Raw genomic sequence first — 20285 nt, 5'->3', positions numbered from 1 at the left:
TCAGAAGACGACGATCATCCGCGCGCTGGCGATGTCGTCGAGGCGGATCACCGCGGCGGCGCCATCGGCCTGCATCGTGACGGTCTCGTCATCGGCCTGGGTGATGACGCCGGTGACGGTGAAGGGCTCCGAGCCCTCACCGCCCGCGGTGGTGAGGATGGCGCTGTGACCGACGGCGCGGCGGAAGTGCCGTGGGGAGCGCAGCTCGCGCTCGGCGCCGGGGGTGGAGACCTCGAGGGCGTACCGGCCCTTGACGGGGTCGGCGTCGTCGAGGGCCGCCGAGAGAGCGGCGGTGGCCTCTCCGATGCGGTCGAGGTCGAGATCGCCGGGGCCGTCGGGGAGGTCGACGATCACCCTCACCACCGAGTGCTTGCCGGCCCGGGTGGTCTCGATGCCCTCGAGGAAGAGGCCCTCGGCCTCGACGACGGGGCCCAGCAGATCGGTGAGCCGCGACGCGAGCGTGTCCGTCATGGTGTCCCTCGTTCCTCATCGGCGTGGCACCGGCTGAGCGCCGGCATCGTGCTGGCGCGATGCCAGCGGGCACCGCGCGTTCGGTCGGGCCAATCGTACCCGCCCTCCACGGATGGCCGGGTGGGCGGCGCGGTGCCGCGATCACATCGGGCGCTCGTGCCGCGCGCCGGATCCTTCGGGCCCCATGGGGCGCTTCACGCGGAAGGACGCGCCGCGGCGTGGGAGGATCGATCCGTGAACGACACCGCGCGCCCACGCTCCCCCCACCACTGCCCCCAGGCCGCCCGCCCCCTTCCCTCCAGGCGATCCGCCCTGGTCAGAATGGGCGCTGCCGCGCTCGGGGCGGCCGCCATCGTGGGGACCACGGCCTGCGAGGTCCCCCTGGGCAGCTCGGAGCCGGATCCCCTGCCGACGATGACGGGCGATGAGGCCTCGCGCGAGGCTCTGGCCCGCCTCGCCGCGCTCATCGGCTCCACCGCGCGCGCCGTCGCCGGCTCCCAGAGTGCAGGGGACCCCGGCGCGCAGGCGACGGTGATCGCGCGGGAGGCGGATGCCCAGCTCACGGCCCTCGGGGGCGTCTGGGAGCCCTGGCCCTCCGGCGCGCCGACGGGCTACCCCACCGCCACTCCCGTGGAGACGGCGGCCGGGACGGCCACGAGCGAGGATCTGATCACAGCGCTGGGCAGGGGCGCGGCCTCAGCGCGCTCGGTGCTGGAGACCGCGCAGGAGGAGGGCCTGGCGAGGCTCGCCGCCTCGCTGCGCATCGCGTGGTCCCTGCGTCAGGAGGCGCTCTCCCCCGGCTCGGTGACGGCTCCGGCGCGATCGGCCGCGACGACGGCCTCCCCGCTGCCAGACCCCGCCCTGGCGCTCTACGACCAGCTGCGTTACACCGGTGAGCTGCTGGCCGCGCGGGCGGCCTCGGACTCGAGCGCGCGGGGGCGCGCCGTCGAGGACGCCAAGGCCGCCACCGCGGTGGTCAACGCCTCGATCGCGGCCGGGGGCCCGGCGACGGCGCGGGCCACCGACCCGCGCCAGCCCGCCTACGGGGCGCCCACCGGGGCGGATCCCGCCGACGCCCCCTCCGGCCAGTGGATGGGCGCGCTGTGGCGCTCGATCATGGTCGAGGAGATGTCGATCGCCGTCTCCGGCTCGGGCGATCAGCGCCTGGTGGCCGCCGACGCCTCCGTGGCCGCCGCGCTGCGGGCGGTCTCCTGGGGGGTCGAGACCGCCGAGGCGCTGCCCGGCACCGCGGGCTGAGGCGCCCGCCGGCACCGGCGGGCCGGCGGGAGCGCCGCCGCGCCCGTCACCGGTTATCGGGCGAGGGCGTCGCGCACGAGCGCGCGGGCCTGCTCGGCCGCCTGGTTGGCGGGCACGGAGCGGCGCTCGCCGCTGCGGCGGTCGCGGATCTCCACGGTGCCCTCCTTGACGAGGTCGCGGCCGACCACGATGGTGTATGGCAGCCCCAGGAGCTCGGCATCGGCGAACTTGACGCCGGCGGAGACCTTGCGGCGGTCGTCGTAGAGGACCTCGATGCCGTCCGCGTCCAGAGCGGCGGCGATGCGCTCCGCCATGGTGAAGACGGTGTCGTCCTTGCCCGTGGCCAGGACCTGCACGTGGTACGGGGCCACGGCGATGGGCCAGGCCAGGCCGCGCTCGTCGTGGTTGGCCTCGGCCATGGCCGCCATGACGCGCGAGACGCCGATGCCGTAGGAGCCCATGGTGACCACGCGGGACTTGCCGTTCTCGTCGAGGACGCTCAGCCCCAGGGCCTCGGAGTACTTGCGCCCCAGGGCGAAGATGTGGCCGACCTCGATGCCGCGGGCGAGGCTGAGCGGGCCGGAGCCGTCCGGGGCGGGATCGCCCTCGCGGACCTCGGCGGCCTCGATGGTGCCGTCGGCGGTGAAATCACGGCCCATGACGAGGCCGAGCACGTGCTTCTTGGCCTCGTTGGCGCCGGTCACCCAGGTGGTGCCGTTGACGACGCGGGGGTCGACGAGGAAGCGCACGGAGCCCACGAGGCGCTCGGAGCCGTCCGGGTCCCTCTCCACGCGGCGCAGGGGCGAGTTGGGGCCGATGGCAGCCGGGCCGATGTAGCCGCGCACGAGCTCGGGGTGCCCCTCGAAGTCCGCGTCCTCGGCCATGGCGACCTCGGCGGGGGCGACGGCCGCCTCCAGGCGCTTCATGTCGAGGTCGCGATCACCGGGGATGCCGATGACGAGGAGCTCGCGCTCACCGCCGGGGTGGGTGAGGGTGACGACGAGGTTCTTGAGGGTGTCGGCGGCCTCCCAGGCCCGCCCGTCGGAGCGCGGGTAGGCCTCGTTGCACAGGGCGACGAGGGTGTCGATCGTGGGGGTGTCGGGCGTGTCGACGACGCGCGCCTCCGGCGCCCCGGAGGCATCGATCTCATCGGGGACGACGGTGGCGACGGCCTCGGCGTTGGCCGCGTAGCCACCGGCGGAGCGCACGAAGGTGTCCTCCCCGATGGGCGAGGGGTGGAGGAACTCCTCGGAGTGGGAGCCGCCCATGGCGCCGGACATGGCGTTGACGATGACGTAGTCCAGGCCGAGGCGAGTGAAGAGCCGCTCGTAGGCGTCGCGGTGGAGCCGGTAGGAGGCGTCCAGCCCGGTCTCGTCGATGTCGAAGGAGTAGGAGTCCTTCATGACGAAGTCACGGCCGCGGATGATGCCGGCGCGGGGACGGGCCTCGTCGCGGTACTTGGTCTGGATCTGGTAGACGATGGCGGGCAGGTCCTTGTACGAGGAGTACATGTCCTTGACCGCCAGGGTGAACATCTCCTCGTGGGTCGGGGCGAGGAGGTAGTCGCCCCCCTTGCGGTCCTTGAGGGTGAACAGGGTGGGGCCGTACTCGGTCCAGCGGCCGGAGGCCTTGTAGGGGTCGGCAGGCAGCAGCCCGGGGAAGTGGACCTCCTGGCCGCCGATGGCGTCCATCTCCTCGCGCACGATCGCCTCGATCTTGCGCAGCGTGCGCAGCCCCAGCGGCAGCCAGGTGTAGATGCCCGGCGCGGAGCGGCGGATGTAGCAGGCGCGCACGAGGAGCTTGTGGCTGGCGACCTCGGCGTCGGCGGGGTCCTCGCGCAGAGTACGGATGAAGGCGTTCGACATCGTCTGTAGCACGCGTCGATCCTACGTGCTCCGCGCGCCGGCGCCCGAATCAGGGCGGGAAGAGTGACGCCGGGGCGGCGGGGCCCGGGACGCCGCCGGCACCGGCCTTGGGGCGGCGGGTCCCGGTTCAGCGCCGCGCGTCATGGGATGACGCGGTGATGCGCACCACCGACGTCGACCTGAGCGGGGTCCGCGGGCGCCGGCGGGTGGCGGGCTGCCGTCCTCAGGCCGACGGCACGGCCCCTTGGTGGATCAGAGCAGCACCGTGGCGAAGGCGCCGTGCTGGGTGAAGCCGAGCGAGCGGTAGAGCGCCCGCGCCGGGGCGTTGAAGTCATTGACGTACAGGCTCACCCCGCCGTCGGGCCCCACGTGCTCGTGCCGCACGGCGTCGACGGCGGCGGCCAGCGCCGCGCTGGCCACTCCCCTGCCTCGCAGGTCCGGGCGCGTCCACACGCCGGTGAGCTGGGCGACCGCGCCGCCGGGCGCGTGCCAGATCCCGCCGACGTCGACCTTGAAGGCCACTCGCGCCGGGCCCCAGGGGCGCGCGGGGCGCCCCTGGCCGTCGTCGAGGAGCACGTCGCTGCGGCCCTCGCCCACGAGCCAGGAGACGTGGCGGGCGTAGGAGCCGCCGGAGGACATGGGGTCGTAGCCGACCTCCTCGGTGAACATGGCCACCGAGGCCGGTAGGACGAGGGACTCCTCCTCGGGGCGCGCCTGGCGCGTCCCGCGCGCGGCCCAGCCCGAGGAGGGGCGCCGGGCCACCGCCTGGGCGGCGAGGCCCCCGGGCGGGCTCGGCGCGATGAGGACGGGCTGGTTCCACCGCGCCTCCCGGCAGCGCATCCCGGCCGCCTCCAGGCCCGCCCACAGCAGGGAGACGTCCTCGGGGCTGCCGAGGATCGATCCGTTGCGCGTCAGGCGCGGGCGGGCGTGCTCGGCGAGCGCCCGGACTCCGACGCGCCCCGCCCCTGGCAGGCCCAGCTCGGGGCGCGGGGCAAGGCCCACGACGATGAGGGAGCCCGTGGACCACGCGGCGGCGTCGGGGGCAGCGGGCCGTCCCAGGACGACGACGTCCCCCGATCCCCAGTGCCTCCAGCGCTCGAGTTGCTGGGCGAGCGGCAGAGACAGGACGGGATCGCGGGAGCACAGGGCGAGCACGCCCCCGACACGGCGGGGGCTCACGGGGGTCAGTCGGCGCGTGAACAGGGGCATGCCGAGGCGGGCCGCGCCCGCCGGAGTGCCGTCCCTCAGACCGCCAGGACCGAGGGGGTCGTGCCCTTGAGGGCGTCCTCGCCGAACTCGGCGCGCATCTGCTCGGCCATGGCCTCGGCGTGCCTGATGAGGGTCTCGACGACCTGGTCCTCGGGAACGGTCTCGACGACCTTGCCATGGACGAAGATCTGGCCCTTGCCGTTGCCCGATGCGCAGCCGAGGTCGGCCTCACGGGCCTCCCCGGGACCGTTGACGACGCAGCCCATGACGGCCACGCGCAGCGGGGCGCTGATGGACTTCAGGCCCTCCTCGACGGACTCGGCGAGGCTCCACACGTCCACCTGGGCGCGGCCGCAGGAGGGGCAGGAGACGATCTCGAGCTTGCGCTCGCGCAGGCCCATGAACTCCAGGAGCTTGGTGCCGACCTTGACCTCCTCGACCGGCGGGGCGGACAGGGAGACGCGGATGGTGTCCCCGATGCCCTGAGCCAGCAGCGTGCCGAAGGCGGCACAGGACTTGATGGTGCCCTGGAAGGCGGGGCCGGCCTCGGTGACGCCGAGGTGGAGCGGCCAGTCGCCCTTCTCACTGAGGAGCTGGTAGGCCCGCACCATGGTGACGACGTCGTGGTGCTTGACCGAGATCTTGAAGTCGTGGAAGCCGCACTCCTCGAAGAGGCCAGCCTCCCAGACGGCGGACTCCACGAGGGCCTCCGGGGTCGCCTTGCCGTGCTTCTTGAGCAGGCGCGGGTCCAGGGAGCCGGCGTTGACGCCGATGCGCAGGCTCACGCCGGCGTCGGAGGCGGCCTTGCAGATCGCGGCGACCTGGTCGTCGAACTTGCGGATGTTGCCCGGGTTGACGCGCACGGCCCCGCATCCGGCCGCGATCGCCTGGAAGACGTACTTCGGGTTGAAGTGGATATCGGCGATGACGGGGATGCGGGACTGCTTGGCGATGACGGGCAGGGCCTCGGCGTCCTTGTCCGTCGGGCAGGCGACGCGCACGATGTCGCAGCCGGAGGCGGTGAGCTCGGCGATCTGCTGGAGGGTGGCCCCGATGTCGTGGGTCTTCGTGGTCGTCATCGACTGCACGGTGATGGGGGCGTCGCCTCCGACGGAGAGGCTGCCGACGCGGATCCTCCGGGTGGGCCTGCGGGGGGCGAGAACAGGGCGCTCCTCGCGCATGGAGGGGATGCCGAGGGCGATCGCTTCAGTCACGCGCCCCAGTATGGCACCGCGCCGCGCGAGCGCACGACGCCGGAGGGTGTGGTGAGCGCGATGCCGCTGCTGCCCAGGTCACCCGGTGGTGTCACTCGGATGGCGCGGGGACGCGCCACCACCGCGCTCACGGGCCGAGAAGAGGTCGGCCGCAACGGCGGCGAGCAGGAGGAGGGCCCCGATGAGCGCGCTGATCAGGAGCGCGTCCACGATCGCGTCACCGATCGCCTCGGGCACGCCCCAGGCTTGGAGGATCGAAAGAGTCCGAGCGTCATCGGCGTCGGGGAGGAGGAAGGCCGCGAGATCCAAGGCGAGCTCCTGCGCCACGACGGCCGCGACGAGCCATCGCGGCACTGGTCGCTCGGGCGCCCGCCTGGTCGATATGTGGAAGAGGATGGCGATGACGAGCCGATAGATGAGCACGCCGATCCAATACCCGAGGAGGAGGTATGAGACGACCAGCCAGCCCGCCAAGCCGTCCAGGACGAGGCACAGGCCCACGATGACGGGGGAGATCGGGACCCAGAGCCACGCCAGCGCCCGCAGGGCGGGCCGAGCGCTCGCCCTCTCCGGGGCCGCGGGGGCGGGGCGCGGCGGGGAGGAGGCGCCGCCGCCGATGGGCCGCACCATCTCCGAAAGACGCGCCCGCGAAGGGCCGGTGGTCATGGGGCTCCTCCCGGATGGCTCATCCCCCGCGCCCAGGCGCAGCCACGGCACCATGCCACGAGGCCAGTCCGTCAGCAGGATACCACCTGGTCAGCGCGCCTATCCAGTGATTGGGGCGACGAGGTCGACCCACACGAGGATGACGGTCATGACGATGAGGACGCCGAAGACCACCTGCCCCACGGGCAGCATGCGGGCGGTGTCCACGGGGCCGGGGTCGGGGCGCCCGTGCGCCAGCGCCCAGCGGCGCCGGGCCCCCTCCCAGAGCGCGCCGGCCACGTGACCGCCGTCGAGGGGCAGCAGGGGGATGAGGTTGAAGGCGAAGAGCGCCAGGTTGAGAGAGCCGAGCAGCATGAGCATCTGGGAGACGCGCAGCTCCAGCGGGACACTCACCGCCGACGCGCCCGTGCCGGTGCTGGACACCTCGCCCGCGATGCGCCCGACGCCCACGAGGCCGATGACGCCGTTGGCGGAGCGCTCCTCGTGCCCGAGCCCGGCGGCCACCGCGTGGTAGAGACCCACCGGAAGGGTGGCGATCGCCTTGACCGTGCCGGTCACGGCCTGCCCGATCATGGATGGGAGTTCGCCGATCGGCAGGGGCACCGCCCCGTACACGGGGCTGATGCCGACGTAGGGGCGGGTGGTGGTCGTAGGGCTTCCGTCGGAGTCGAGCACGGGCTTGCCCTGGGGGTCGAGGACCTTGCGCTGGACCTCGGCGGCGGTGACGGTCAGGGTGACCTCAGCGCCGTCGCGCTCGACGACGACGGGCACGGAGCGCGTGCCGGAGGCGGCGATCGCGGCCTGAACGTCCTTCCAGGAGGAGGTCCGCGCGCCGTCCCAGGAGCGGATCTCATCGCCCGCTCGCAGGCCCGCCGCGGCCCCGGGCGCCGTCGGATCGGCGTCCGAGCACGGGGCGCCGGAGTCGACGTCTGAGGTCAGGCAGGTCGAGACGCTCTTGAGCGTGGTGGTGCCGCCCGGGACGCCGATGCCGCAGAGGGCGACGGTGAGCAGGAGGGCGCCCAGCACGAGGTTGGTGAGGATCCCGCCCGCCATGACGAGGAGCTTGCGGGGCACGCTGAGGCGGTAGAAGGCGCGGTGCTCCTCGCCCGGCCTGATCTCCGCCAGGGCCTCGGCGCGGGCATCAGCGACCTGGGAGCCGGGCTTGTCCGGGCGGCCCGGCCTGGCCGGGGGGATCATGCCGACGAGCTTGACGTAGCCGCCCAGCCAGATCCATTTCACCCCGTACTCGGTCTCCCCCCGGCGCGTGGACCAGACACGGGGCCCGAAGCCGATGAAGTACTCCGGGACCTTCACGCCGAAGCGCTTGGCGGGGATCATGTGCCCGAGCTCGTGAAGCGCGACCGAGATGCCGATGCCTATCACGAGGACGAGGATTCCGAGGGCGTATGCGAGGGCCTGAGTCATGCGCGCAGTCTGCCACGGGAGGCGATGAGCTCGTCGGCGCGCGCCCTCGCCCAGGCCTCCACCTGCGCCACCTCGTCGAGGCCGGGCGTGGCCAAGCCCTCGTGCTCGCCCAGGACGGCGGCGTCGATGCCCACGATGTCCAGCCATTCCAGGCCGCCCGCCAGGAAGGCGGCGACGGCCTGCTCGTTGGCGGCATTGAGGACGGCGGGGTGGGTGGCCGAGGCGGCCACGGCGGAGCGCGCCAGGCCGACGGCGGGGAAGGCGTCGTCGTCGAGGGGCTCGAAGCCCCAGGCCACGGGGGCGCTCCAGTCGTTGGGGGCCACCAGCCCGGCCAGGTCCGGGCGCTCGGGCCAGGTGAGGCCCAGCGCGATGGGCAGGCGCATGTCCGGGGGGGATGCCTGGGCGATCGTGGCGCCGTCGATGAACTCGACCATTGAGTGGATGACCGACTGGGGGTGGACGACGACGTCGATGCGCTCGGGCGGGATGTCGAACAGGAGGTGCGCCTCGATGAGCTCGAGCCCCTTGTTGACGAGGGTGGAGGAGTTGATGGTCACCACCGGGCCCATCGCCCAGGTGGGGTGGGCCAGGGCCTGCTCGGCGGTGACGCCGGCGAGCGAGGTGCGGTCGCGTCCGCGGAAGGGCCCCCCGGAGGCGGTCAGGATCAGGCGTCGTACCTCGCTGGTCCCGGTGATGACGGGACTGGTCAGGCCCTTCTCGTGACGGCCGGAGGCCAGGGCCTGGGCGATCGCGGAGTGCTCGGAGTCCACGGGGACCACTTGGCCGGGGCGGCGCAGCGCGTCCTTGACCAGCGCCCCGCCGACGACGAGTGATTCCTTGTTGGCCAGGGCCAGGCGCGCCCCGCTGGCGAGCGCGGCCAGGGTGGGGCGAAGGCCCACCGAGCCGGTGATGCCGTTGAGGACCGTGTCGCCCTCCCCCACGCCGGAGGCCTCGATGGCGTCCGCGGCGGCGTCCGGCCCGGTCAGGATCGTGGTGACGGGGTCGGGGCGGCCCAGGCGCTCGGAGGCGGCGGTCAGGGCGTCGCGCAGCGCCCTCTCGATCCCCGGGCGCTCATCGGCCAGGGCCACGAGCGGGACGGCGAAGCTCAGGGCCTGCTCGGCCAGGAGATCGAGGCGGGAGCCGCCGGCGGCCAGCGCGGCGACACGGGGGGCGCCCCGCCCGAGGCGCCGGGCGACCTCGAGGGCCTGGGTGCCGATGGATCCCGTGGAGCCCAGGAGGACGAGGGCCCCGGGAGCGCTGGCGCGGGCAGTCATGCTGATCATGCTCGTCCCCTTCCGGACGCGCCCCGGGCCGGCATCACTCAACGGAGAAGACGACCTCGACGACGCGCGCGAGGTAGCGGTCGACGCTGGACTCGTCATAGGCCTTGGAGCCGCGCGCGCTGCCGAACACGGCTGTGCGGACCTCGGCGGAGGTCAGGGGCTCCTCGGAGTCGAAGTAGGCGGCGATGCGGTCCATGAGGGCGTCGACGTCGGCCTTGGCGTAACCGTGGCGGCGGGCCGGGGCGAAGCGCTCCCCAACGGGGCGGAGAAGGCGGGGGTAGAGCGTGGTGGCGAGCTCGGCCACCTGGTCCATCCAGGCCTGGCGCCCGTTCTGGGCGACGAACTCGGCCCGGCGCCGCTGCAGGAAGGCGGTCTCGAGGCGGTCGAGGGCCGCGTCGACGGCGCCGGGCTCGTAACCCCGGCGCACGATGTCGAAGGCGACGGTTCGTACGCCCTCGGAGTCCATCTCGTCGAGGTCCTCGGACTCATAGATGTCCTTGGCCGTCTCGAAGTAGCCGTCCACCTGCGAGGGACGGTATCCCCGGCGGAAGAACGACGTCCTGGGGAACATGGTCATGACCTGATCCTCTCCTGATTGAGAACCTCCGCCGCCAGCTGGCCGCAGGCGCCGTCGATGTCGCTTCCGCGCGTGTCGCGCACGGTGGTGGTGATGCCGGCGCGCCGGAGCGTGCCCACGAATAGATCTTGCACGCTGGGCTCGGAGCACGTCCAGATCGATCCCGGCGTGGGGTTGAGCGGGATCGGGTTCACATGCGCCCAGCCGCGGCCCCGCCGGTTCAGCTCATCAGCGAGCATCTGAGCCCGCCAGGCGTGGTCATTCATGTCCTTGATCAGGGCGTACTCGATGGATACGCGCCTGCCGGTGGCGCGGAAGTAGTCGTGGGCGGCGTCGAGGAGCTCACCCACCTTCCACTTGGAGTTGACCGGGATGAGGGCGTCCCGCAGCTCGTCGTCGGGGGCGTGGAGGGACACGGCGAGCGTGACGGGCATCCCCTCCCCCGCCAGCTTGCGGATGAGCGGCACGAGGCCGACGGTGGAGACCGTGATGCCACGGGCGGACAGGCCGAAGCCCTCCGGCGACGGGTCGATGAGGCGGTGGAGGGAGGCGACGACGTTCCTGTAGTTGATCATCGGCTCGCCCATGCCCATGAAGACGACATTGCTCAGGCGCGCGGGGCCACCGGCCAGGGCGCCGTCGGCGCTGACTCGGGCGGCGTGGCGGACCTGCTCAACGATCTCGGCGGTGGTGAGGTTGCGGGTCAGGCCCATTTGCCCGGTGGCGCAGAAGGGGCACGCCATGCCGCAGCCGGCCTGGGAGGAGACGCACAGGGTGGTGCGGTCCTTGTAGCGCATGAGCACGGATTCCACGCGCACCCCGTCGTGCAGCTCCCAGAGGTGCTTGAGGGTGCGGCCGCCGTCGGCGCGCATGATCCTCACCTCGGTGATGAGCTCGGGCAGGAGCTCGGCGGCCAGCTGCTCGCGCGCGGAGGCGGGCAGGTCCGTCATCTCAGCGGCGTCCCGGGTGAAGCGGGTGAAGTAGTGGTGGGAGAGCTGGTCGGCGCGGAAGGCGGGCAGGCTGGCCTCGGCCAGCGCGGCCTTCCTGCCCGCGAGATCTAGGTCGGCCAGGTGGCGAGGGGCCTTACCACGGGCGGGCGGGACGGCGAAGGACAGGCGGGGGCGCGCGTCAGGGGTGGCGGCACCCTCGGGAGGCTGGTCCGTGGGCATCACCTGGACCTCGCCGGGCACTGGACCGCTGGCCCGGCGCCGCAGGGCGACGGGCTCGGGGCGCCCGGTGCGGGCGCGGCCGGCAGTGGGGCTCACGGGGCTCGGGGTCCTTTCTCTCGCTTGTCTCACTGGTGGCTCATGCTCTCGTCCTGCGCGGCTCTCACCAGGGGATGAGGGTGAACAGGTACACGATAGGCGCGGTGACCAGGATCGAGTCGAGCCGATCCATGAGGCCGCCGTGCCCCGGCAGGAGCGTACCCATGTCCTTCAGGCCGAGATCGCGCTTGAGGAGGGACTCCCCCAGGTCCCCGAGCGTGGCCACGATCGTGCAGCAGGCGCCGAGCGCCGCGCCCGCCCACAGCGGCCCGTCGAGGAACAGCAGGCAGGCCGTGCCCGCCCCGACGGCGGCGATGAGGGATCCGGCGAACCCCTCCCAGGACTTCTTCGGGGACACTGCGGGGGCCATGGCGTGGCGGCCCATCGTGATGCCGGCCAGCCAGCCTCCGGTGTCGTTGGCGATCGGCAGGGCGAACAGGGTGATGACCTTGGCGACGCCGTGGTCCTGGGCGACGAGCAGCACGGCGAAGCTGGCGAGGAACGGGAGGTAGGTGGCGGCCAGGACGGAGGCCGTGGCGTCCACGGAGCGCGAGCGCCGGGCCTCGTCGTGGGCGTCGGTGCGCGGCACGTCGTGGGGACTGGCCTCGAGGATGGTGCCGTCCTCGGCCTCGGCGCGCTCCACGAAGGACCACAGGACGCAGGCTCCGGCGGTCGCCAGGTAGGCGCCGAAGGCGCCCTCGGCGCCGAGGGCCCAGGCGGTGACGGCGATGCCGGCGGTCCCCACCCACAGGGGCAGGAGCGGCAGGGCGATGCCCTTGCGGGCGAAAGCGCCCGCAAGCTCCCACAGCGCCCCGCACACGGCGAGGATGACGACGCCGACGAAGTACTTCTCCTCGAAGACCAGGGAGGCCAGGAGCCCGCCGATGAGGACCGCGGAGACGCCGATCGCGGCCGGCAGGTTGCGGCCGGCCCGGCCCGTGGCGGGCAGGGGCGCTCGATTGCGCGTCGGTGGCGGTGTCAGCAGGGCGCTCAGAATGGTCACGAGGGGTTCTTCGGGTCGGGGTGGGGGGGCGTCACCGCCCCGCCAGCCCCGCGAGGGGCCGGCGGGCTCGGGCGGATCAGACGGAGAGGAGCTCCTCCTCCTTGGAGGCCAGGGACTTGTCGATGGCGTCGACGAAGCGCTTGGTGAGCTGGTCGAGCTCGCCCTCGGCGCGCTTGACGTCGTCCTCACCGGCCTCGCCATCGCGCTTGATGGCCTCGAGCTCCTTCTTGGCCTTTCCGCGCACGCCGCGGACCTGGACACGGGCCTCCTCGGCGCGCGAGCGCGCGAGCTTGACGTAATCCTTGCGGCGCTCCTCGGTGAGCGCGGGCAGGGCGACCCGGATGACCGTGCCGTCGTCGGTGGGATTGACCCCGAGGTCGGACTCGCGGATCGCGGTGGTGATCGCCTTCATCGCGGAGCGGTCGAAGGGGCTGACGATGACCGTGCAGGCCTCGGGGATCGTCAGGGATGCGAGCTGTTGGAGGGGCGTGGGGGCGCCGTAGTAGTCCACCAGGATCGAGTTGAACATGGAGGGGTTGGCGCGGCCGGTGCGAATGGCGGCGAGCTCGCCCTTGGCGGCCTCAAGGGCCTTGTCCATCTTCTCCTCGGTGGAGAGCATGACATCGTCGATCATCGTTCTTCCTTCGCTTGGGAGGTGTCTGGGTGGTCATCGCGCCGCGCGCGGCGCGTGCTGGTCGGACTGGACCGGTTCTCGCGCGCCCCGTGGCTCAGGGCCTCCCGCTGGAGACGAGCGTGCCGATCTTCTCACCCAGGAGGGCCTTGGTGATGTTGCCGTCCTCGCCCATCCCGAACACGCGCATCGTCAGGCCGTTGTCGCGGGAGAGGGCGAAGGCGGAGGCGTCGACGACGGCGAGCCCGTCCGCCAGGGCGCGCTCATAGGTGAGGTGGTCGAGCTTGACGGCGCTGGGGTCCTTGCGGGGGTCCGCCGTGTAGACGCCATCGACCCCGTTCTTACCGACCAGCAGCTCTTCGCAGCCGGTCTCCAAGGCTCGCTGAGCGGCGACGGTGTCCGTGGAGAAGTAGGGCAGGCCCGCGCCCGCCCCGAAGACGACGACGCGCCCCTTCTCCAGGTGGCGGATGGCGCGCAGCGGGATGTAGGACTCGGCCACCTGCCCCATGGCGATGGCGGTCTGCACGCGGGCGGGAACCCCGGCCTTCTCGATGAAGTCCTGGAGGGCCAGGGCGTTCATGACGGTGCCGAGCATGCCCATGTAGTCGGCGCGGGCGCGCTCCATTCCGCGGGCCGACAGCTCGGCGCCGCGGAAGAAGTTTCCCCCGCCGACGACGACGGCGACCTGGACCCCGGCGCGCACGGCGTCGGCGATCTGCGTGGCGGCATCGGAGACGACGTCGGGATCGAGGCCGATGGAGCCTCCGCCGAAGACCTCGCCCGAGAGCTTGAGCAGGACGCGCCGCGGGTGGTGGCCGTGCGCGACGCGGTCGTCTCTGCTGCTCTTGTCTGCCATCTCTGCCTCTCTGCCTGTGCCGTGGATCGCCCGCGCGGCCGCCGGGAGACGCCCGCGCCTCGGCGGGGCGGTGGTCGTGGGCGGGCCTGGAGCCGTCCGGTAGAGACTACCCGCTCGCGCCGCCGCGGAAGGCCCACATGGGGCGGCGGGATGGCGGAGCGGGCGGGTGATCCGGGCGGATCGGTGGGGCGAAACGGTCACAATCCCTTAACACGGGCGTTAGGCTCACGGAGAAGACCCATTCAAGTGTCGCAGCTCACATCCAGGAGGCGTTGATGACCGCATCCCACCTGATCCCATCCCTCGCCGCGTCGAGCTCCTCCACCCTGCTGGAGGCCCGCTGGTACGACTACTTCCCCATCATCGTCTACTTCGCCTTCGTCGTGGGGGTCGGCTTCATGGCCAAGCGGCGCATGGCCTCGTCCGACGACTTCCTCACCTCCGGCCGCTCCCTGCCCGCCTGGGTGACCGGCATCGCCTTCGTGTCGGCCAACCTCGGCGCCGTCGAGATCATGGGCATGTCCGCCAACGGCGCCCAGTACGGCCTGCCGACCTTCCACTACTTCTGGATCGGCGCCATCCCGGCCATGATCTTCCTGGGCCTGGTCATGATGCCCTTCTACTACGGCTCCGGCGTGCGCTCCGTGCCAGAGTTCATGCTCAAGCGCTACGGCAAGGCCGCTCACCTCATCAACGCCCTCTCCTTCGCGCTGGCCCAGCTGCTCATCGCCGGCGTCAACCTGTACCTCCTGGGCTCGATCGTCCACCGCCTGCTGGGGTGGCCGCTGTGGGTGGCGCTCATCGTCGCCGCCGTCATCGTCTTCAGCTACATCAGCCTGGGCGGGCTGTCCGCCGCGATCTACAACGAGGTCCTCCAGTTCTTCGTCATCATCGTGGCGCTGCTGCCGCTGACCCTCGTCGGCCTCAACCGCGTGGGCTGGTGGAGCGGCCTCAAGGAGAAGATCACAGAGGCGGCCACCACCCACGGCGCCGGGGCCTACGCGGACCCCGGCGCGCAGCTGCACTCCTGGCCCGGCAACCTGCTGTCCGGCTTCGACTCCTCGGCCCTGTCCGTCTTCGGGATCGTCTTCGGCCTGGGCTTCGTCCTATCCTTCGGCTACTGGACGACGAACTTCGTGGAGGTCCAGCGCGCCATGGCGGCCGACTCGATATCGGCGGCGCGCTCAGCCCCGATCATCGGCACCTTCGCCAAGATGGTCGTGCCCTTCCTCGTCATCATCCCGGGCATGGTGGCCGCGGTCCTCGTCTCCGAGATCATCGGGCTCAAGCAGTCCTCGCTCAGCGGCGCGACCGCCAGCGGGGAGGTCACCTACAACGACGCCGTCCTGCTGCTCATGCGCGACGTCCTGCCCAACGGCCTGCTGGGACTGGCGATCACCGGCCTGCTGGCCTCCTTCATGGCGGGCATGGCTGCGAACATCTCCGCCTTCAACACCGTGGTCACCGTGGACCTCTACGAGCGCTACATCAACACGAGGGCCGATGACGCCACCTACTTGCGCATGGGCAAGCTGACGACGGCGATCGCCACGACCGTCGCGATCTTCACCGCGCTCATCGCCTCGAACTACTCCAACCTCATGGACTACCTCCAGCAGCTCTTCTCCATGTTCAACGCGCCGCTGTTCGCCACGTTCATCATCGGGATGCTCTGGCGCCGGGCCACGAGCCACGCGGGCTGGTCCGGGCTGGCCTGCGGGACGCTGGCGGCACTCGCGCTCAACGTGGCGTCCTGGACGGGGCGCCTGACGCTGCCCGGCCAGGGCCTGGCCTTCCTCGCCGCAGGCACGGCCTTCGCCGTCGACATCCTCGTGACCGTCGTCGTCTCGTTGATGACCGCGCCCAAGCCCGCCGCGGAGCTGGAGGGCTTCGTCTACTCCCTCACGCCGCACGAGACGCGCGCGGACCCGAACGAGGCCGCGCTGCCCTGGTTCCGCAAGCCGGTCCCGCTGGCGATCTGCGCGGGCGCGCTCGTCATCCTGCTCAACTCGATCTTCCACTGAGGAGCCACAGACATGTCACTGCTGTCAAAGATCCTGGCCGACATCCGCACGGTCATCGCCGCGGTCCTCGGCATCTTCGGCCTCTTCCTGCTCGTCTGCTCGGGATTCCTCAACGGGGAGGAGGCGATGGCCAAGACCGGCGGCGTCAACGCGAACCTGTGGGCGGGCATCGCCCTCATCGTCGTGGCGGTGCTCATGGCCCTGTGGTGGGCCACCTCCCCCGGCGACCCGGACGAGGGCTCGAGCGGCTCCCCCTCCGATCCCGGGGCCCAGCGCCAGGGCTGAGCCCGGCGGCCCCCCATCGCGCGAGAGGGGCCCGGATCCATGGGCGCCATGGTCCGGGCCCCTCTCCGCCGCCATCGCGTCACGCGCCGCGGCCCCCGGTCCACGGGGGACCGGGGGCCGCGCTATCGCTGACCACTGGTCAGCGGGCTTTCGCGATCAGGCGCCGACGCGGAAGCGGACGAAGCCGAGGAGCTCGCCGCCGGTGGCCTCGATGACCTTGCCGACGGTGGTCTTGGGGTCCTTCGCGAAGGCCTGCTCGACGAGGCAGTTCTCCTTGAAGAAGCCGCCCAGGCGGCCCTCGACGATCTTCGGGATGGCCTTCTCGGGCTTGCCCTCGGCGCGGGTGGTCTCCTCGGCGATGGAGCGCTCCTTGTCGACGATGTCGGCGGGGACGTCCTCACGGGTGGCGTAGGCCGGGGAGTAGGCGGCGGTGTGCATCGCGACGTCGTGAGCCACCTCGGCGGCCTTGGCGTCGGTGCCGACGAGCACGCCCACCTGGGCAGGCAGGTCGGGATTGGTGCGGTGCAGGTAGAGCTCCACCTTGGGGGCGCTCAGGCGGCCGACGCGGCGCACGACGATCTTCTCGCCGATGACGGCCTGCATGGAGTCGGTGAGGTCCTTGACGGTTGAGCCGTCGACCTCGACCTCGGCCAGGGCCTCGGCGGACTCGGCGCCGGAGGCCAGGGCGGCGGAGAGGACCTTGTCGGCGTAGCCGAGGAACTTCTCGTTCTTGGCCACGAAGTCGGTCTCGGCATTGATCTCGACGAGCACGCCGGTCTGGCCGTCGGCGTCGTCGACGACCTTGGCGGCGATGAGCCCGGCCGAGGCGGCGCGGCCCTCGCGCTTGGCGATGCCCTTGAGGCCCTTGACGCGAATGATCTCGATGGCCTTGTCGACGTCGCCGTTGGCCTCGTCGAGGGCCTTCTTGACGTCGAGCATGCCGGCGCCGGTCTTCTCGCGGAGCGCCTTGATGTCAGCAGTGGTGTAGTTCGCCATGGATTCTCCTGGTGTTGAAGAGTGGGGAATGTCGTCAGGGGCGCTCAGGCCCGCTCGGCCGGGGCGTCGGCGGGCTGCTCGGTCGCGGCGGCCTCGGCACCGGCGAGGAGCTCGGCCTCCCACTCGGGCAGCGGCTCGGCCTCGGGGCTGCCGGCCTCGGCCTCGGAGCCGGTGCGGGCACGGCCGGCGGAGCGGGCGAGGAGGCCCTCGGCGGCGGCGTCGGCGACGACGCGGGTGAGCAGGCTGACGGAGCGGATGGCGTCGTCATTGCCCGGGATGCCGTAGGTGACCTCGTCGGGGTCGCAGTTGGTGTCGAGGATCGCGATGACCGGGATGTTGAGCTTGGAGGCCTCGGAGATGGCCAGGTGCTCCTTCTTCGTGTCCACGACCCACACGGCGGCGGGGAGCTTGGCCATGTCGCGGATACCGCCGAGGGTGCGGATGAGTTTGTCCTTCTCGCGGCGCATCATGAGCAGCTCCTTCTTCGTGCGGCCGGAGCCGGCCACGTCGTCGAAGTCGATCTGCTCGAAGCTCCTTCATGCGGTCCAGGCGGGCGCGCACGGTGGAGAAGTTGGTGAGCATGCCGCCCAGCCAGCGCTGGTTGACGTAGGGCATGCCGACGCGCTGGGCCTGCTCGGCCACGGCGGCCTGCGCCTGCTTCTTGGTGCCGACGAAGAGGATGCTGCCGCCGCGGGCGACGGTCTCCTTGACGAAGTCGTAGGCGGTGTTGATGCCGTCGACGGACTTCGTGAGGTCGATGACGTAGATGCCGTTGCGCTCGGTGAGGATGAAGCGCTTCATCTTGGGGTTCCACCGGCGGGTCTGGTGCCCGAAGTGGACACCGGACTCGAGGAGCTGGCGCATGGTCACGACTGCCATGACTTGTCCTTTCGCGCGGCCGGGGGGCTGCCCGGTCCGCCGTGTGTGAGGGGGCGCCGCCGATCGGCGACGGCGTCCCAATGGGTTCTTTGAGTTGATCCCCCGTGCCCGGACGCGCCGGGTCCGCCCTGGAGCGGGCGGATAGGGCCTGGTGCCCGCGACGCGCGGCCACCCGCCTGCGCCCCCCCGGTGCTTCGGGGGTGGGCCGTGCGGGACCGCGACCGCGGCGCCCGAAAGGACGTCCCCAGAGCCCGGGAGCGCTGGGGGCGGGCACGCGAAGTCGGTCGCCGCTTCCCGGGATCCAGAGGATCCGGGCCCGCGCCCGACCGGTGCTCCCGAGGGAACCCGGCCGACGCGCATCACAGCGAACCGCGCCCGTGAGGCTATCACAGCGATATCGACCTTTCCGCATCGTGACGGGCGATGATGCCACTGCCCAGGTGTCGTTCTCGTCACGGGGCCGGGCCTCACCCGGGAACCACAGGCATGGCGGCGCGGCGGCTCCCGGCGCTCCTGTGGGGGCCGGGAGCCGGGGAGCGCTGAGGAGGCCGAGCATGAGGCCATGCCGATCTCACCGCCCGTGCCGCCACCCGCCTCACTGGCGGCCCCGCCCGCTGCCTCCGCCCTGATCCCCCACGCCTCCCCACGGCCGCGCCGCGCGCCGCTCCTGCTGGTCGCGCCTTTCGCCGCCCTGGCCCTCGCGGCGCTCATCCCCTCCCCCACCGTCGGAAGCCCGTCCGCGGGGCCCAGCGCCGAAGCGGCGACGCGCAGTGCGGTCCTCCCCGCGAGCGCGCCGTTGGAGCGCGCCGATGATGCGCACCGGCGCACGCGCTACGCGTGGCCCACGGGTGGGCCGGTGGCGGTGGTCGAGGGATTCGATCCTCCCGCCGTCGCCTGGGGCCAGGGGCACCGCGGCGTCGACCTGGCAGTGGCCGCGGGCAGCCCCGTGCGCGCGGCGGGCGCGGGCACGGTGGCCTTCGCGGGGATGGTGGCAGGGCGCCCCGTGGTCTCGATCGATCACGCGGACGGGATCCGCACCACCTATGAGCCGGTGGCGCCCACGGTGGCCGCGGGCGACGCGGTGGGCGCCGGCCAGGTGATCGGCACCCTTCTGCCCGGTCACCGCTCCGACGGCGTTGACGCTCTCCACTGGGGCGCCCGGACTGGGAGGAAGACCTATATCAACCCCTTGCGCCTCCTGCGCCCGCCTGTCATCCGCCTCAAGCCCGCCGCGCCGCCTGGCGCCATCCGCGCCCACTGATGCCTTCCCCACCCACTGATGCCTTCCCCACCCACTGGTGCCATCCCCACCCACTGGTGCGGGCAGGACGCTCCACTCGGCGAGAACGGCGCCAGTCGGGGCCGCCCGCGCCAGTCGATGGGCGCTTGGGCGCCCGGGGCGCGCCCTCAAGCCCGGGGGAAGGCCTGCTCGTAGACGGCGCGCAGGCGCTCCGCGCTCACATGCGTGTAGCGCTGGGTGGTGGCCAGGGATGAGTGGCCCAGGAGCTCCTGGACGCTGCGCAGGTCCGCGCCCCCGCCAAGGACATGCGTCGCGGCCGAGTGCCGCAGCCCGTGCGGACCCAGGTCCGGGACCCCGGCGGCCGCGGTGGCACGGTGGACCACCTCGCGGACGGCGCGGGCGTCCACGCGCCCGCCCCTGGCGCCGAGGAAGAGCGCGGCGCCGGTGCGGGGGCGGACGAGGGCGGGGCGCTGATCGAGCCATCGCTCCAGGGCTCGGGCGGCGGGGGCGCCGTAGGGGACGGCGCGCTCCTTGTCCCCCTTGCCCAGGACGCGGATGGTGCGCCTGCCGTCGTCGACGTCGCCGAGGTCCAGTCCGGCGAGCTCGGATACCCTCATGCCGGTGGCGTAGAGGATCTCCAGGAGGGCGAGGTCGCGCGCGGCCAGGGGGCGCTCGGCGGGTGGGGCCTGGCTGGCGCGCTCGGACGCCGCGGACAGGAGCGCGGCGGCCTGCTCGGTGGTGAGGACGGTCGGAAGGCGGTTGTCCACGCGCGGCGAGCGCAGGCGCGCGGCGACGTCGGAGCGGAGAAGGCCGGAGCGCTGGGCCCAGGTGGAGAAGGCGCGGATCGCGGCACTGCGCCGGGCCACGGTGGCCCGCGACCGCCCCGCTCCGGACATGCCGGCGAGCCACGCGCGCAGGTCGGCCAGGTCGAGGCTGGCCAGGGCGGGTCTGATGGGCTCGGCCTCCCCCGCGCCGACCCCGAGGAAGTCGAGCAGGTCCTCCAGGTCGCCCACGTAGGCGCGCGCCGTGTGCTCCGACAGGCCCCGCTGCAGGCTCAGATGCCGGAACCAGGAGTCCAGCAGCTCCCCGCGCGAGGAGGGCAGGTCCTTCCCCGCCCCGGGGCCGTGGTCGCCGCTCAT

18 protein-coding genes and 1 pseudogene are annotated in these 20285 nt (G+C 72.5%); 4 read left to right on the top strand and 15 right to left on the bottom strand.

Features of this window, described 5'->3' with window-relative positions; genetic code table 11:
• Positions 1–471 (bottom strand): ribosome maturation factor RimP, encoded by a 471-nt coding sequence (gene rimP, locus ABXS69_RS04760; RefSeq protein WP_366181395.1) that lies wholly within the window; start codon positions 469–471, stop codon positions 1–3.
• A 234-nt stretch (positions 472–705) separates the two neighbouring features.
• On the opposite strand from rimP, the gene ABXS69_RS04755 reads away from it, so the two are divergent.
• Positions 706–1728: a hypothetical protein gene (locus tag ABXS69_RS04755; protein ID WP_366181394.1), complete on the top strand. Its 1023-nt coding sequence runs from the start codon at positions 706–708 to the stop codon at positions 1726–1728.
• Between the two features lie 53 nt (positions 1729–1781).
• On the opposite strand, the gene ABXS69_RS04750 is transcribed toward ABXS69_RS04755, so the two are convergent.
• The 11 genes from ABXS69_RS04750 to pyrH form a co-directional block, all read right to left on the bottom strand.
• Positions 1782–3605, bottom strand: a complete 1824-nt coding sequence (locus ABXS69_RS04750) for a proline--tRNA ligase (RefSeq protein ID WP_366181393.1) — start codon at positions 3603–3605, stop codon at positions 1782–1784.
• Positions 3606–3845: 240 nt separating this feature from the next.
• Positions 3846–4802 (bottom strand): GNAT family N-acetyltransferase, encoded by a 957-nt coding sequence (locus tag ABXS69_RS04745; RefSeq protein WP_366181392.1) that lies wholly within the window; start codon positions 4800–4802, stop codon positions 3846–3848.
• A gap of 35 nt (positions 4803–4837) precedes the next feature.
• Entirely contained in the window at positions 4838–6016 is a 1179-nt protein-coding gene (gene ispG, locus ABXS69_RS04740) for a flavodoxin-dependent (E)-4-hydroxy-3-methylbut-2-enyl-diphosphate synthase (RefSeq protein WP_366181391.1), read from the bottom strand.
• A 78-nt stretch (positions 6017–6094) separates the two neighbouring features.
• A complete protein-coding gene (locus ABXS69_RS04735; RefSeq protein ID WP_366181390.1) occupies positions 6095–6682 on the bottom strand; it encodes a hypothetical protein in 588 nt (195 codons plus the stop codon).
• 99 nt (positions 6683–6781) lie between these two features.
• A complete protein-coding gene (locus ABXS69_RS04730) occupies positions 6782–8107 on the bottom strand; it encodes a site-2 protease family protein (RefSeq protein ID WP_366181389.1) in 1326 nt (441 codons plus the stop codon).
• On the bottom strand, positions 8104–9381 hold the full coding sequence (dxr, locus tag ABXS69_RS04725) for a 1-deoxy-D-xylulose-5-phosphate reductoisomerase (RefSeq protein ID WP_366181529.1): 1278 nt from the start codon (positions 9379–9381) through the stop codon (positions 8104–8106). The genes ABXS69_RS04730 and dxr overlap by 4 nt, the downstream gene beginning before the upstream one ends.
• A 43-nt stretch (positions 9382–9424) precedes the next feature.
• Positions 9425–9961 carry a DivIVA domain-containing protein gene (locus ABXS69_RS04720; protein ID WP_366181528.1) on the bottom strand — a complete coding sequence of 179 codons (537 nt, stop codon included), beginning with the start codon at positions 9959–9961 and terminating at the stop codon, positions 9425–9427.
• A gap of 2 nt (positions 9962–9963) precedes the next feature.
• A complete protein-coding gene (rlmN, locus tag ABXS69_RS04715) occupies positions 9964–11232 on the bottom strand; it encodes a 23S rRNA (adenine(2503)-C(2))-methyltransferase RlmN (protein ID WP_366181388.1) in 1269 nt (422 codons plus the stop codon).
• A 64-nt stretch (positions 11233–11296) separates the two neighbouring features.
• The gene (locus tag ABXS69_RS04710) at positions 11297–12235 is read right to left on the bottom strand and encodes a phosphatidate cytidylyltransferase (RefSeq protein ID WP_366181387.1); all 939 of its coding nucleotides are present in this window, start codon (positions 12233–12235) and stop codon (positions 11297–11299) included.
• A gap of 76 nt (positions 12236–12311) precedes the next feature.
• Entirely contained in the window at positions 12312–12869 is a 558-nt protein-coding gene (gene frr, locus ABXS69_RS04705; protein WP_366181386.1) for a ribosome recycling factor, read from the bottom strand.
• A 94-nt stretch (positions 12870–12963) separates the two neighbouring features.
• On the bottom strand, positions 12964–13722 hold the full coding sequence (gene pyrH / locus ABXS69_RS04700) for a UMP kinase (RefSeq protein WP_366181385.1): 759 nt from the start codon (positions 13720–13722) through the stop codon (positions 12964–12966).
• A gap of 275 nt (positions 13723–13997) precedes the next feature.
• Between pyrH and ABXS69_RS04695 the strand changes: the two genes are divergently transcribed.
• Positions 13998–15746, top strand: a complete 1749-nt coding sequence (locus ABXS69_RS04695) for a sodium:solute symporter family protein (RefSeq protein ID WP_366181384.1) — start codon at positions 13998–14000, stop codon at positions 15744–15746.
• A 12-nt stretch (positions 15747–15758) separates the two neighbouring features.
• Positions 15759–16031, top strand: coding sequence for a hypothetical protein (locus ABXS69_RS04690; RefSeq protein WP_366181383.1), 273 nt, complete (start codon positions 15759–15761; stop codon positions 16029–16031).
• Between the two features lie 156 nt (positions 16032–16187).
• Here the strand turns inward: ABXS69_RS04690 and tsf are convergent, their stop codons facing one another.
• Together tsf and rpsB are read right to left on the bottom strand one after the other, a co-directional pair.
• On the bottom strand, positions 16188–17027 hold the full coding sequence (gene tsf / locus ABXS69_RS04685) for a translation elongation factor Ts (RefSeq protein WP_366181382.1): 840 nt from the start codon (positions 17025–17027) through the stop codon (positions 16188–16190).
• A 44-nt stretch (positions 17028–17071) separates the two neighbouring features.
• Positions 17072–17906: pseudogene (gene rpsB, locus ABXS69_RS04680) on the bottom strand (30S ribosomal protein S2).
• Positions 17907–18468: 562 nt separating this feature from the next.
• Between rpsB and ABXS69_RS04675 the strand changes: the two are divergent.
• On the top strand, positions 18469–19167 hold the full coding sequence (locus ABXS69_RS04675; RefSeq protein WP_366181381.1) for a M23 family metallopeptidase: 699 nt from the start codon (positions 18469–18471) through the stop codon (positions 19165–19167).
• A 146-nt stretch (positions 19168–19313) separates the two neighbouring features.
• Here the strand turns inward: ABXS69_RS04675 and ABXS69_RS04670 are convergent, their stop codons facing one another.
• Positions 19314–20285 carry a tyrosine recombinase XerC gene (locus tag ABXS69_RS04670; RefSeq protein WP_366181380.1) on the bottom strand — a complete coding sequence of 324 codons (972 nt, stop codon included), beginning with the start codon at positions 20283–20285 and terminating at the stop codon, positions 19314–19316.

The sequence above is a fragment of the Actinomyces timonensis genome, assembly GCF_040702965.1.
Lineage (GTDB): Bacteria > Actinomycetota > Actinomycetes > Actinomycetales > Actinomycetaceae > Actinomyces > Actinomyces timonensis_A.
Note: the sequence above shows the minus strand (reverse complement) of the source record. Positions and strands in the feature narration are given on the sequence as shown.